The 14124-nt window shown below is 29.2% G+C and carries 11 protein-coding genes and 1 pseudogene; all 12 read right to left on the bottom strand.

Going from position 1 to position 14124, the window contains the following annotated elements; translation table 11 throughout:
- Nucleotides 1-57: 57 nt before the first annotated feature.
- Nucleotides 58-984, bottom strand: a complete 927-nt coding sequence (locus tag CKV72_RS05260) for a bifunctional riboflavin kinase/FAD synthetase (protein ID WP_095177686.1) — start codon at nucleotides 982-984, stop codon at nucleotides 58-60.
- A gap of 11 nt (nucleotides 985-995) precedes the next feature.
- A complete protein-coding gene (gene truB, locus CKV72_RS05255) occupies nucleotides 996-1865 on the bottom strand; it encodes a tRNA pseudouridine(55) synthase TruB (protein WP_095177685.1) in 870 nt (289 codons plus the stop codon).
- Nucleotides 1862-2827, bottom strand: coding sequence for a DHH family phosphoesterase (locus CKV72_RS05250; RefSeq protein WP_169712345.1), 966 nt, complete (start codon nucleotides 2825-2827; stop codon nucleotides 1862-1864). Before CKV72_RS05250 ends, truB begins: the two co-directional genes overlap by 4 nt.
- The gene (rbfA, locus tag CKV72_RS05245) at nucleotides 2814-3179 is read right to left on the bottom strand and encodes a 30S ribosome-binding factor RbfA (RefSeq protein ID WP_089864213.1); all 366 of its coding nucleotides are present in this window, start codon (nucleotides 3177-3179) and stop codon (nucleotides 2814-2816) included. The genes CKV72_RS05250 and rbfA overlap by 14 nt, the downstream gene beginning before the upstream one ends.
- A gap of 15 nt (nucleotides 3180-3194) precedes the next feature.
- Complete coding sequence (gene infB, locus CKV72_RS05240; RefSeq protein ID WP_095177683.1) at nucleotides 3195-5270, bottom strand: translation initiation factor IF-2; 2076 nt, start codon at nucleotides 5268-5270, stop codon at nucleotides 3195-3197.
- Between the two features lie 21 nt (nucleotides 5271-5291).
- Nucleotides 5292-5597 carry a ribosomal L7Ae/L30e/S12e/Gadd45 family protein gene (locus tag CKV72_RS05235; protein WP_089864207.1) on the bottom strand — a complete coding sequence of 102 codons (306 nt, stop codon included), beginning with the start codon at nucleotides 5595-5597 and terminating at the stop codon, nucleotides 5292-5294.
- Nucleotides 5587-5856, bottom strand: coding sequence for an RNase P modulator RnpM (gene rnpM, locus CKV72_RS05230; RefSeq protein ID WP_089864203.1), 270 nt, complete (start codon nucleotides 5854-5856; stop codon nucleotides 5587-5589). The genes CKV72_RS05235 and rnpM overlap by 11 nt, the downstream gene beginning before the upstream one ends.
- 20 nt (nucleotides 5857-5876) lie before the next feature.
- A complete protein-coding gene (gene nusA / locus CKV72_RS05225; RefSeq protein ID WP_095177682.1) occupies nucleotides 5877-7004 on the bottom strand; it encodes a transcription termination factor NusA in 1128 nt (375 codons plus the stop codon).
- 14 nt (nucleotides 7005-7018) lie between these two features.
- The gene (gene rimP, locus CKV72_RS05220) at nucleotides 7019-7465 is read right to left on the bottom strand and encodes a ribosome maturation factor RimP (RefSeq protein ID WP_095178367.1); all 447 of its coding nucleotides are present in this window, start codon (nucleotides 7463-7465) and stop codon (nucleotides 7019-7021) included.
- A gap of 255 nt (nucleotides 7466-7720) precedes the next feature.
- Nucleotides 7721-11997 (bottom strand): annotated as a pseudogene (locus tag CKV72_RS05215) (PolC-type DNA polymerase III).
- Nucleotides 11998-12019: 22 nt separating this feature from the next.
- The gene (gene ispG, locus CKV72_RS05210) at nucleotides 12020-13069 is read right to left on the bottom strand and encodes a flavodoxin-dependent (E)-4-hydroxy-3-methylbut-2-enyl-diphosphate synthase (protein WP_089864194.1); all 1050 of its coding nucleotides are present in this window, start codon (nucleotides 13067-13069) and stop codon (nucleotides 12020-12022) included.
- A 12-nt stretch (nucleotides 13070-13081) separates the two neighbouring features.
- Nucleotides 13082-14095: an RIP metalloprotease RseP gene (gene rseP, locus CKV72_RS05205; protein WP_169712385.1), complete on the bottom strand. Its 1014-nt coding sequence runs from the start codon at nucleotides 14093-14095 to the stop codon at nucleotides 13082-13084.
- Nucleotides 14096-14124 lie beyond the last annotated feature (29 nt).

The raw sequence follows: 14124 nt of genomic DNA, 5'->3' as shown, positions 1-14124 counted from the left end.
ATAAGGTTCATAAGAATGATTATATCAAATGTCTTCGCATTTGTAAATTATTTTTTATTAACAATTTATATTTTGACTTTTTACATATTCTTTATCTTTTTTAATTGTCAAAGATAATTCCTCTATAGACTGAAATTTTTTTTCATCTCTTAAACGGCTTAAAAAATAAAGTCTTATTCTTTCCCCATATATTTCTTTATTAAAATCCAATATATGAGTTTCTATATTTAGTCTTTTACCTTCTACTGTAGGATTATAACCTATATTAGTTATTCCCTTATAGAATTTATTATCATATAATACTGCTGTAAAATAAACTCCATTTTTAGGAATTACAAAATCCTCATTGTAATCTAAATTTATTGTTGGGAATCCCATCTTTCGTCCTATTTGCCGTCCTCTTACAACTTTACCTTCTAAAAAATAAGGATGTGGAAGCATTTCTTTAGCTTCTTCTACATTTCCATACTGTGATATAGCTTTTCTAATTCTAGAACTAGAAACCACTTCATTATTATACTCTACAGCATTTACTACAAACAATTTAAAATTATATTTTTTACTAAATTCCTTTAATAATTCAACGTCCCCAGAATTTTTATGGCCAAATCTAAAATTAAAACCTACTACTATGCCTTTTATATTATATTGCTTTATTATGTTTAATACAAAGTCCTCCGGGGATATTTCCATAAATTTTTTATCAAAGCAAATAAATCTTAATATATCTACACCTTTATTTTTAAGCACTTCTATCTTTGTACTGTTATCCATTAAAAGCTTTGGTGCTAATTTTTTATTTATAACCCCTAAAGGATGATTTTTAAAAGTATATACCATGCTTTTTCCGTTATTTTCCTTAGCAAGCTTTATTGCTGTATCTATTAACTTCATATGTCCTAAATGTAATCCATCAAAACTTCCTAAAGCCACATAAATATCATGATTATACTTTTTTTTTATCTCTTCTTCTATTATATCCATTTTCATTACCCCTATACAAGTAATTTAATTATTTTAAATCCCTCTCTAGTTTTTTGTCCCAATCCTATAAATTTCTCTTCTTCGTAAACTCTTAAAATTTCATTTGCTTCTATTTTATTCAAAAGTCTTTTATCTTTTACTTTCACTCCATTTTTTAGGAGTTTTCCAAAGTATTCATCAACTTTTATTTTTTCATATTTATTTAAAGCTTTTTCTGTAGGAATTATAAATTCTTCTATATTTTCTTCATTTAAGTCCTCTAATTTTATAGAGTTTTCAATGGAGAACTCTCCTGTTTTAGTTCTTTCTAATTCCCACATAGTTGCACCTATTCCTAATTTATTGCCAATATCATAGCAAAGGCTTCTTATATACGTTCCTTTAGAACAATTAACTTTAAACTCTACATAGGGAAGATTTACGTTTAGCACTTCTATATGATAGATATTTATTTTTCTGCCTTCTCTTTCAATTTCAATTCCTTTTCTTGCAAGATTGTATAATCTTTCACCTTTGACTTTTATAGCAGAGTACATAGGAGGTACTTGTATAATTTCCCCTATAAAAGAATTTATACAAGTTATAACTTCCTCCTCTAAAATTTGAGATGAATCCTCTTCTTTTAATACTTTTCCTTCTCTATCATAGGTATCAGTTATTAATCCCAATTTTAGTTTTGCTATATACTCTTTATGTTCATTCATAATAAAATCAACAATTTTTGTAGAGGTGCCTAAACATATAGGCAATACCCCTGTAGCCATTGGATCTAAAGTTCCTGTATGACCTACTTTTTTTGTTTTACTTATTTTTTTAATACTTCTTACCACATCAAAAGAGGTAATATTTTTAGGTTTATATACATTTATTACGCCATTCATTTCATCAGCTCTTTTTTTATTAAATCTATTGCCATAGTCTTTACATCTTCTAAGGATTTTCCTTTAACAGAAGCTCCCGCAGCTCTTATATGTCCCCCACCACCTAGTTTTTCTGCTATGTGTCTTACATCTACCTTAGATTTAGATCTTAGGCTTATTTTTATTTCATTATCTTTTTCTTTTAAAAGAAGAGTTACTTCTACTTCTTTCATAGTTCCTCCAAAAGAAACTATATCCGAAGTATCTTCACCAGAGTCTATATTAAACTTTTTAAACATTTCCTGTGTTACTTTCATAACACAAATTTCATGGTCTATTAATTCCATTTTATTAAAAACTTCTCCATAAAGCTTAAATCTAACAAACTTTTTATTATCAAATATTTTTCTGTGTATACTGCTAAAATCTATACCTGTATTTATTAAATCCCCAGCAACACAATGGGTTACACAAGTAGTATTTGAATGTCTAAAAGAACCTGTATCTGTTAATATAGATGTATATAGACAAGTTGCTATATCTTTATTTATATCAACATCTAAGGATTTTAGCATTTGATATACTATTTCTCCCATGCAAGCTGCATTAGGATCTACAAAATTGTAGTCTCCATATAATTCATTAGATATATGATGATCTATATTAATAAATGTATATTTTTTATTTTCAATATCTATATTGGCATTTACTCTGGCAAAATTTCCACAATCTAATACTATAACTAAATCTGTTCCTTCTAAAACTTCTCCATGACCTTTGGTTATTACTTCACCACAAGGCAAAAATTTAAAGTCTTCTGGTATATCTTCTTTAGAAATAATATATACATCTTTATTTAAAGAGGAAATACCTTGATATAAAGCTAAAGTACTTCCTATGGAATCTCCATCTGGAGATACATGAAAAGTTAATGCTATTTTTCTACTTTCCTTTATTAAGTCCAGTATTTTATTTGTTATCATGGCTTTCAGTCTCCTTGATTTTATCTAAAATAGCATCTATATGCATACCATGTTCTATAGAATCATCATTTTCTATTATAATCTCCGGTGTATATCTTAATTTAATTCTATGACCTACTTCTCTTCTTATAAATCCACTAGAGCTTTTAAGTGCTTCTAAGGTTTCCTCTTTTGATTTTTCATCTCCAAATATACTTACGTATACTTTTGCATATCTTTGATCTTTGGTTACCTCTACCTTAGTTACGCTAACCATAGCACTTATTCTTGGGTCTTTTAACTCCATTTGAATTATGTTTGAAACTTCTTTTTTTACCTCTTCATTTATTCTGCCAGTCCTGTACTTAGCCATATTTTATCACTCCAATCATAATGTCTGCTTTTTAACAGCTTCCATTGTGTAAGCTTCTATAACGTCGCCTTCTTTTATATCATTAAATTTTTCAATCATTATTCCACATTCATATCCAGAAGCCACTTCCTTAACATCATCTTTAAATCTCTTTAGAGATGCTAATTCAGATTCAAAAATAACTATACCCTCTCTTATAATCCTTACATTAGAATTTCTAGTTATTTTACCACTTTGAACATAACATCCTGCAACTGTTCCTACACTGGATATTTTATATGTCATTCTAACCTCTGCTCTTCCTTGAATAACTTCTTTATATTCAGGCTCTAGCATACCTATCATAGCCTTTTTAATGTCTTCAATAGCACTATATATAACTCTATAAGTTTTTATTTCCACATTTTCTTTTTCAGCAGATACTATAGCATTTGAATCTGGTCTTACATTAAAACCTATAATAACAGCACTAGATGCATTTGCAAGAATTACATCTGTCTCAGTAATGGCTCCAACACCACCATGAATAACTCTTACTTTTACTTCATCAGTAGATAGTTTTTCAAGAGATTGTCTTATAGCTTCAATAGTTCCTTGTACGTCAGCTTTAACTATTATATTTAATTCTTTTATTTTTCCCTCTTTTATTTGGCTATATAAATCCTCTAATGAAACTTTATTAGTGGATAAATATTCATTTCTGGATTTTTCTTTTCTCTTTTCAGCCATTTCTCTTGCAGTTTTTTCATCTTTTACTACATAGAATCTGTCCCCTGCTGAAGGTACTTCTGAAAGTCCTAAAATTTCTACTGGAATTGATGGGCCTGCTGACTTTATTTTTCTTCCCTTATCATCAAACATAGCTCTAATTCTTCCATAAGTAGTTCCAACTATTATAGAATCACCTGAATGTAGAGTTCCATTTTGAACTATTAAGGATGCTACAGGTCCTCTTCCCTTATCTAATTTTGCATCTATAACTGTTCCCTTAGCTTTTCTACTAGGATTTGACTTTAATTCTTGTATTTCTGCTGTTAAAAGTACCATTTCTAGTAAAGTGTCTATACCTTCTTTTGTGTGGGCTGATACAGGTACAGTAATAGTGTCTCCACCCCAGTCTTCTGATACAAGACCCTTTTCTGCTAATTGTTGTTTTACCTTATCAGGATTAGCTCCAGCTCTATCCATTTTATTTATAGCAACTACTACAGGAACATTAGCAGCTTTACAGTGGTTAATAGCCTCTTCTGTTTGTGGCATTATACCATCATCTGCTGCAACCACTAATATAACTATATCTGTTATTTGCGCTCCTCTAGCTCTCATTGATGTAAAAGCTTCATGTCCTGGTGTATCTAAGAATGTTATTTTTTCACCATTTATGGTTATAGTGTAAGCACCTATGTGTTGAGTTATACCTCCTGCCTCGCTACCAGCTACCTGTTCTTTTCTAATAGCATCTAACAATGAAGTTTTTCCATGGTCAACATGACCCATAACTGTAACTACTGGAGGTCTTTTTACAGTTCCTTCCTCTTCATCCTCTTCAATGTACTGTTCAACAGCTTCTTCCAATACATCTACTTCTTTTTTTACGATCATAGCATTAAATTTTTCACCAAGTTTTTCTGCTATTTCAAAATCTATTTCTTGATTAACTCCAGCCATTACTCCCATCATCATTAGTTCTTTTATAACTTCAGCATAAGTTTTTTCTAATCTATCCGATAATTCTTTAACAGTTATAGTATCTTCTATTTCTAGTATTATTTCCTCTTCTTCCTCTTCTTCATCTTCTTGTTCGTTATCATTGTTTTCATCTTCATTTTTCTTAGTTTTATTCTTTTTATTCTTTTTAATTACTGGTATCTGTTTTTCCTGAAGTTCTCCATATTTTTCTTCTATATCTTCTTCAGTACTTTTCTTTTCACTTTCACCATAAAATTCTTTTATCAATAGAGCATCTTCTTCCTCTACCACACTCATATGATTTTTTACTTCAATGCTAAATTCGTCTTTTAATAAGCTAATCAAATCTTTACTTGATATACCTAATTCTTTTGCTAATTCATATACTCTTACTTTTGACAAAGCATTCACCCCCGAAACTTTTTATGAACCATTCCACAATTGTAGTAATCTATTTGCCATAGAACTATCTTTTACACCTATTACATTTAATCCTTCTTTTCCTAATGCATAAGATAACTCTTGACTACTATAGGCTACAATTATAGGAACTTTTTTATTGTTACAAATTCTTTCAAATTTTTCCCTAGTATTAGAAGAGGCCTCTTGTGATACTATAATAAGATAACAACTATTCTTTTTTAATATCTCTTCACATTTGTTATATCCTTCTACAACTTTACCTGCTTTTTTAGTTATTCCTAAAAATGAAATAAATTTATCTTTCATTTTCTATCTCTTCTCTTAATTTATTGAATAGTTCTTCACTTATAGTAGCTTCTAGGTTTTTTTCTAACCTTTTAGCTTTAAAGGATTTTTGAAGACAATCTACATCTTTGCAAATGTAAGCACCTCTTCCTGACTTTTTACCTGTCAAATCTATTGAAACCTCTCCATCTTTATTTTTTACAACTCTGATAAGATCCTTTTTGGGCTTCATTTCCATGCATCCTGTACACATTCTTTGAGGAATTTTCCTTGCCTTCAATATAATCACTCTCCTTTTATTTAATTTTCACTTTCTTCAGCTGTTGTATAATCTTCTTTAAATTTAAAATCATTTTCTTCAGCCTCTACATTTTCTTCTATTTCTGAAATTTGTGATAAACTTTTTATGTCTATTTTCCATCCTGTTAATTTTGCAGCTAATCTAACATTTTGACCTTCCTTACCTATAGCTAAAGAAAGTTGGTTATCTTCTACTAAAACCTTTGCTGATTTACTTTCTTCATCTACATCTACATTTAGTACCTTTGCTGGACTAAGTGCATTTGCTATAAATTCATCTGGAAGTTTACTCCATTTTATTATATCAATTTTTTCATTTTTAAGTTCATTTACTATATTTTGAACTCTTGTTCCCTTTGGACCTACACAAGCTCCCATAGAGTCAACATTATCGTCATTTGAATGTACTGCAATTTTTGTTCTTGATCCTGCTTCTCTTGAAATACTTTTTATCTCTACAATACCATTATATATTTCTGGCACTTCTAATTCAAATAATCTCTTAACTAGCCCTGGATGAGTTCTAGATACTACTACTTGTGCTCCTTTGGTAGTATTTTTAACTTCCACTATATACAATTTTAATTTGTCGTTAAAATTGTACACTTCTCCTGGCATTTGTTCATTAGGTCCTAAAACTGCCTCTATTTTTCCTAAGTTAATAAATACATTTGACTTATCTTTTCTAATAACATTACCTGTTATTATATCACATTCTTTTTCTATAAACTCATTGTATACAATTCTTCTCTCTTCTTCTTTTATTCTTTGCACAACTACTTGCTTAGCTGCCTGTGCTGCTACTCTTCCAAACTTTTCTGGTGTAACCTCTATATCAACTATATCTTCTAGTTCATATCTTGGATCTATTTTTTTAGCATCTTCTAAAGATATTTCGTTAAATTCATCTTCCACTTCTTCTACTACATTTTTTCTTGAATAAACATGGATTTCTCCAGTTTCTCTATTCATGGACACATTTACATGTTGACTTGTTGCACCTTGTTTTGAGTAATTCTTTTTATATGCAGCAACTAAAGCATCTTCTATAGTATTAAAAAGCAATTCTGCGCTAATACCCTTCTCTTTAACAATTTCTTTTAATGCTACTATGAATTCCTCATTCATTTAATTTTCCTCCCTTACCCTTCATAAACTAAATTTATTCTTTTTATCTTTTCACGTGGAATTTGGAAATCCTCAGTATTAATATCTAAAGTAAGATTTTCTTCATTAATGTCTTTAAGTTTTCCTTGAAACTTTCTACTACCATTAAATAAAGAATTTAATCTTACACAAGCAGTTTTCCCTATATTATCTTCTATATGTTTATCATTATACAGTTGTCTTTCTAATCCTGGTGAAGACACTTCTAAATAGTAACTAGACTCTATAGGATCTTTTTCATCTAGCATATCACTTACAGCTCTACTTACTTTTTCACAATCTTCTAATCCTATGCCATTTTCACTATCTATATATATTCTTAAATAATTGTCATTATTTTCTTTTACAAACTCTAAATAATATAATTCATAATATAATTCTTTTATTATAGGTTCTACTAATTTTTTTAAATTGTCTATCATCATAAATAAATCCCTCCTTAAACTATAGTTTGTAATATAAAGATGTTTACAATTCGAAAAAGTCAAATTAATTTAAAAACGCAACTAAAAGTTGCGTTTTTAACAATAGAAAAAGCGGGTAGAAACCCACTTTTGCGCTAAAATTATTAAGAGTTCTTTCAAATTTAATTCTAACATAATAAATAATATAATTCAAGACAAACTTAAGTTAATGAACGCTATTAATAGATAATAAGCATTAATGAGAATTATATTTTAAATAAAAGATAATTGATTGGACTCAGGAAGTCCTCTTAGACAACCATGTTTTTCTAAATTTTCTATAACAGTTTTTGTAGCTTTTCCTCTTTTATTTAAGTCCTCTTTAGATATAAATTCTCCTTCTTGTCGAGCTTCTACTATATTTTTAGCTGCATTTTCTCCCACACCTTGTATTGCACTTAAAGGTATTCTTATCCCCTCTTCTTCTATTAAAAATTTTGAAGCATCAGATTTATAAAGATCTGCCTTTAAAAAATTTATTCCCCTTAGATTCATTTCATGACATATTTCAAGTATTGTAAGAAGCCCTTTATCTTTTTGTGTGGCATTATTTCCCAGGGAATTTATTTCATCTATTTTACTTAATATAGCTTCTCTTCCCTTAAATACAGTATCTGCATCAAAATCAGATGCTCTTACTGAAAAATAAGTAGCATAATATGCTCTTGGATAATAAACTTTAAAATATGCTATTCTAACTGCCATCATAACATAAGCTACAGCATGCCCTTTAGGGAACATATATTTTATTTTTTTACAGGATTCTATATACCAATCTGGCACATCATGCTCCCTCATTATAGCTTCATGCTCTTCTGTAAGTCCTTTTCCTTTTCTTACCTTTTCCATTATAGTAAATGCAGTTTTAGGTGGTAGTCCTTTTTGTATTAAATAAATCATTATATCGTCTCTTGTAGCTATACAATCTTTAAGAGTGGTATATCCTTCTTTTATGTAATATTGAGCGTTGTTTAGCCATACATCAGTACCATGAGATAAACCAGATATTCTAACTAAATCTGAGAAACTATTAGGTTGAGTATCTACAAGCATTTGTCTTACAAATTTTGTACCAAACTCAGGCAATCCATAGGTTCCAACTTCACATCTTAGTTCCTTAGGATCTATTCCTAAAGCCTTAGGTGATGTAAATAAACTCATAACCTTTGGATCCGCTAAAGGTATTTTTTTAGGATCTACTCCTGTTAAATCTTGAAGCATTCTTAAAACAGTGGGATCGTCATGACCTAGTATATCTAATTTTAAAAGTCTACCGCTTATTGAATGATAATCGAAGTGAGTAGTTATTATATCTGTATTATTATCGTCTGCTGGATGTTGTATAGGTGTAAAATTAAATATATCATTGTCTTGAGGTACAACCATTATGCCACCAGGATGCTGTCCTGTAGTTCTTTTTACGCCACTACATCCCAATGTAAGCCTTTCAATTTCTGCCTGTCTTACATTTAAATTTTTTTCACTTATATATTTTTTTACAAATCCGTAGGCTGTTTTTTCTGCTATAGTTCCTATGGTGCCAGCTTTAAAAACCTTACCTTCTCCAAATAAAACTTCTGTATACTTGTGTACTACTGCTTGATATTCACCTGAAAAGTTTAAGTCTATATCCGGCTCTTTATCACCTTCAAAACCTAAAAAAGTTTCAAAGGGAATATCATGGCCATCTTTCTTTAATATTGTTCCACATTTAGGACAATTTTTATCTGGAAGATCCGCTCCTGAAGCTATAGATCCATCTGTTATAAATTCATTGTACTTACATTTAGGACAAACATAATGTGGGGGTAACCCATTAACCTCTGTAATATCCGTCATAGTTGCTACTAAGGACGATCCAACAGATCCTCTTGAACCTACTAAATAGCCGTCTTGTACCGATTTAGCTACTAGTTTATGAGCGATTAAATAAAGTACTGCATATCCATTATTTATTATAGAATTTAATTCTCTTTCTAATCTTTTTTCTACTATTTCTGGTAAAATGTCTCCATAAATAGAATGAGCTTTTTCTATGGTCATTTTTCTAACTTCTTCTTCTGATCCCTCTATTTTAGGCGGAAAAGTTTCATCTGGTATAGGTTTTATATTATCTATCATATCTGCTATTTTTACTGTATTAGTCACAACAGCTTTATATGCTTTTTCTTCTCCTAAATAATCAAATTCCTTTAACATCTCATCAGTAGTTCTAAGATACAGTGGTGGTTGATTATCTGCGTCATTAAAACCTTGACCAGCCATTAATATTTTTCTAAAGACTTCATCTTTTTCATCTAAAAAGTGGACATCACAAGTTGCTACTATTGGCATATTATTTTCTTCTGCTAAATTATATATTTTTCTATTTATATCCTTTAATTCTTCTTCATCTTTTACTATGCCATTTCTTATCATAAAATAATTATTTCCTAAAGGTTGTATTTCTAAATAATCATAAAAACTTATAACTTCTTTTAATTCTTCTTTTGATTTACCCATTAAAATCTCTTTATATACCTGACCTGCTTCACAAGCTGAACCTATTATAAGTCCTTCTCTATATTTATTTATAAGACTTTTAGGCATTCTAGGTTTTTTATAAAAATGCTTTAAATGGGACTCTGATATAAGTTTATAAAGATTTTTTAATCCTATTTTATTTTTAACCAATATTATTACATGATAAGTAGGTAATTTTTTATATCTTGATTTTTAAAGTATTCTTCATTTAGTCTATTTAAGGTAAATATTTCTTTATCTTTCAAATCCTCAAATGCCCTTAAAAGTATATCCCCTGTAGTTTTAGCATCTTCTACTGCTCTATGATGATTCAAAAGTGGTATTCCTAAATGTTTTGCTACTATATTTAGTTTATATCTTTTTAGTTCAGGATATAAAAATTTACAAAGAGGAATTGTATCCAATATTGGGCTGTTAAAATTTATGCCCATATCTTTACAGTTCTTTTTTATAAAAGATACATCAAAATTTGCATTATGAGCTACTAATATAGAATCTGCGACAAATTCCATAAATTCTGGTAAAACTTCTTCTATTTTAGGAGCATCCTTTACCATATAATCCTGTATCCCAGTAAGTTCCACTATTTTTTCTGGAATAATTCTTTCTGGGTTTACAAAAGTACTATATTTATCTATTATTTTGCCTTCTTTTATTTTTACAGCACCTATTTCTATTATTTTATCATTTTTGTTAGAAAAGCCCGTAGTTTCAATATCAAAAACCACATAAGTATCATCTAATGTTCTATTGCCTGCATTTATAGCTATAGGCACCCCATCATCTACTAAATATCCTTCTACTCCATATATTATTTTTATATTGTATTTTTTAGCAGCCTCCATTGCTTCTGGATAGGCCTGAACTACACCATGATCTGTAATAGCCACCGCTTTGTGTCCCCATTTAGCTGCTCTTTTTACCAAACTTTCTGCAGAATTCATACCATCCATGGCACTCATTTTAGTATGCAAATGAAGTTCCACTCTTTTTTCTTTAGCCATATCCATTTTTTCGATTTTATTTAATTTTACTATGTCCCTTGCCATTATAACTATTTCTCTAGCATAAGAATCATTTACTACCTCTCCTCTTATTTTGCAATATAGCCCCTCTTTTATTTCCTCTATAATCCTTTCCGCATCTTTAGGTCTTGGAAATAGTTTAACAGTTATAGAACTTGTATAGTCTGTTATATAAAATGTTACTATTTTTCTTCCAGTTTTAGTTTCTATTATCTTTGTTTTGAATATATCTCCACAAATAGCAATAATTCCTGAAGTTTCATCTATAGTAGATATGTCTACTGGTTCTTCATTTATATTTTTCCCTACAATTATACTACTATTTTTATTCTCTACTTTTTTATTATGGTTATTTTCTTTTTTAGAATTAGTCTTTTCAATTCTACTTTCTTTTATAATATTTTTTACAATTAAAGCTTCCTGTTCTTCTTTAATATCTAAATAATTACATTTTTCATAAGAATGATCTAGTATAAAATTAATTTTACAATTTACTCCAAAAATATCTTTTATGGTATTTGACAATACCTTTTCAAATTTTTTTTCTTTTAAAATATTATATAAAAAATCATTTCCATACTTTAATTCTAAAGTATTTTCATCTATTACTTCCTTTTTTGAATTTACTAAGCATTCTTTACAAAAAGGTATATAAGTAAGTACCCCATTTATTATATCTATCCAGTATTTTTCACATATATCTTTTAATTTAATTCCTGATATATCTCTATAGCAAATTACTTCTATTTCATTAAAGTATTTAAATTCATCAAAGAATGCCTTTTTTATTTCATTTATCTGATTCTTATTTACTTCTTCTTTTGATTTTACTATAACTTTTAATTTATTAGCCTTTTTAAAATACTGTATTCTGTGTACTCTTATACCATATAAGCTATCCTGTGAAAAAGTATTTTCTTCTAATATTTTAGCTAATTCCATATAAACTCATACCCTTCACATCCTACATATTTCTTATTTCTTCTATAAGTCCCTCTACCAAATCTTCTTCTTTAACTTTTTTAATTATTTTTCCTTTTTTAAATATTAAGCCATAGCCTTTCCCACCAGCAATGCCTATATCTGATTCTCTTGCTTCACCAGGTCCATTAACTACGCATCCCATAATAGCTACTTTAATATTCTTATCAACATCTTCAAGTCTTTTTTCAACTTCCTCAGCTATTTTTATTAAATTTATCTCTGTTCTTCCACAGGTAGGACAAGAAATAAATTCTATGCCCTTATTATATAAATTTAAAGATCTCAATATTTCTTTCCCAACTTTAACTTCCTCTATAGGATCCCCTGTTAAAGAAACCCTTATAGTATCTCCTATACCTTCAGATAACAAAGCTCCTATACCTATACTAGATTTTATTATACCTCTCCAAGGTGTTCCTGCTTCCGTTACACCTAAGTGTAAAGGATAATTAACCTTAGAAGATATCTTTTTATAGCTTTCTATCATTTGATTTACATTTGAAGATTTTATAGATATAACTATATCATGAAAATCTACTTTATTTAAAATTTCAACATGCCTTAATGCACTTTCCACTAAAGCATCAGAGCAAACTCCACCATATTTATTTAATATATCTTTTTCTAGTGAACCAGAGTTTACCCCTATTCTTATAGGTATTCCATTTTCTTTAGCTTTTTTTGCAACTAAATTTACTCTTTCTTCATTTCCTATGTTACCAGGATTTATTCTCAGAGCTGATACCCCATTATCTATAGCCTTCAAAGCTAACTTATAGTCAAAATGTATATCTGCCACTAAGGGTATATTAATCTTTTTGATTATTTCAGTTAGAGCATCACAAGCCTCTTCATCTGGCACTGCACATCTTATTATGTCACAATTAACTTCTTCTAGCTTTTTTATTTGCTTAACAGTTTCTTCTACATTCCTTGTATCTGTATTGGTCATAGATTGAACTGTTATAGGAGAATCCCCCCCTATAAATATATCTCCTATTTTTATCTTTACAGTTTCTTTTTTATTCACTAAAATTCACTCCTAAAAATTTATAGGATATAGTATATCTTTTACTGTTACCAATACCATCAATGTCATTAGTATGGCAAATCCTATATAATTTATTACACCTATTTTATTGCTATCTAATTTTTTCCTAGTTATTATTTCTATTAAAAAGAAAGTTATCCATCCTCCGTCTAGGGCTGGAAATGGAATAATATTAAATATACCCAATTGAACACTTAAATAAGCTGCAAAGGAAAGTAAACTCCAAAATCCTGCCTTAGCTGCTGCTCCAGATACTTTTATTATGGTTATAGGACCTCCAAAATCACTAAAAGAAGCTCTACCTCTAAATAAAGTACCTAAAAACATAAATGTTTGTTTTATTAAAGAAATTGCTTCTGAAAAACCATGAGATATAGATTCACTTAAACTAGGATTTTCCATCAATGTTGGAGCTACTCCAATAACATATCTGTTTTCCTCTTCATTTTTAACTGGAACTACCTTAACACTGCTTATTTTATTATCTCTTTCATAATTAATATTTAAGATATTTCCTTCATTTTTATAAATTTGTGTTATAAAATCATCCCATGTAGATATTTTTTTATTATTTACTTCTATTATTTTATCTCCCTTTTGAAGTCCTGCAACATAGGCAGGTTGATTTTCTACAACATCTCCTACTATTGGAACTACAAACCCTTTATTAAAAGAAATAATTCCAAATAAGACTATAGCTAAAACTAAATTCATAAAAGGTCCTGCTGCCACTATGCTTAATTTTCTTAGAGAAGACTTATTTGTAAATGCCCTTTCGTCATAAGTTTCTTCTCCCTCTTCTCCAAGCATTTTTATATATCCACCTATAGGAAGGGCTTTTATAACATATTCTGTTTCTCCCTTTTTAAATCCCCAAATTTTAGGCCCCATTCCTATAGAAAATTCTTCTACTGCTACTCCATTTAATTTTGCTAAAGTAAAATGTCCTAATTCGTGAACTAGTACTAATAAACTAAATGCTAATACTGCTCCAATTATATTTATAAAACTCACAATCTATTCCTCCTTAATAT

Origin of the sequence: Clostridium cochlearium (assembly GCF_900187165.1) — a bacterium.
In the GTDB taxonomy this organism is placed as follows: Bacteria; Bacillota; Clostridia; order Clostridiales; family Clostridiaceae; genus Clostridium_G; species Clostridium_G cochlearium.
Note: the sequence above shows the minus strand (reverse complement) of the source record. Positions and strands in the feature narration are given on the sequence as shown.

What these genes read in the sequence shown, in the direction of transcription:
- CKV72_RS05260 (WP_095177686.1), bottom strand. Translation starts at nt 984, where the DNA reads ATGGATATAATAGAAGAAGAGATAAAAAAAAAGTATAATCATGATATT.
- truB (WP_095177685.1), bottom strand. Translation starts at nt 1,865, where the DNA reads ATGAATGGCGTAATAAATGTATATAAACCTAAAAATATTACCTCTTTT.
- CKV72_RS05250 (WP_169712345.1), bottom strand. Translation starts at nt 2,827, where the DNA reads ATGATAACAAATAAAATACTGGACTTAATAAAGGAAAGTAGAAAAATA.
- rbfA (WP_089864213.1), bottom strand. Translation starts at nt 3,179, where the DNA reads ATGGCTAAGTACAGGACTGGCAGAATAAATGAAGAGGTAAAAAAAGAA.
- CKV72_RS05235 (WP_089864207.1), bottom strand. Translation starts at nt 5,597, where the DNA reads ATGAAAGATAAATTTATTTCATTTTTAGGAATAACTAAAAAAGCAGGT.
- nusA (WP_095177682.1), bottom strand. Translation starts at nt 7,004, where the DNA reads ATGAATGAGGAATTCATAGTAGCATTAAAAGAAATTGTTAAAGAGAAG.
- rimP (WP_095178367.1), bottom strand. Translation starts at nt 7,465, where the DNA reads ATGATAGACAATTTAAAAAAATTAGTAGAACCTATAATAAAAGAATTA.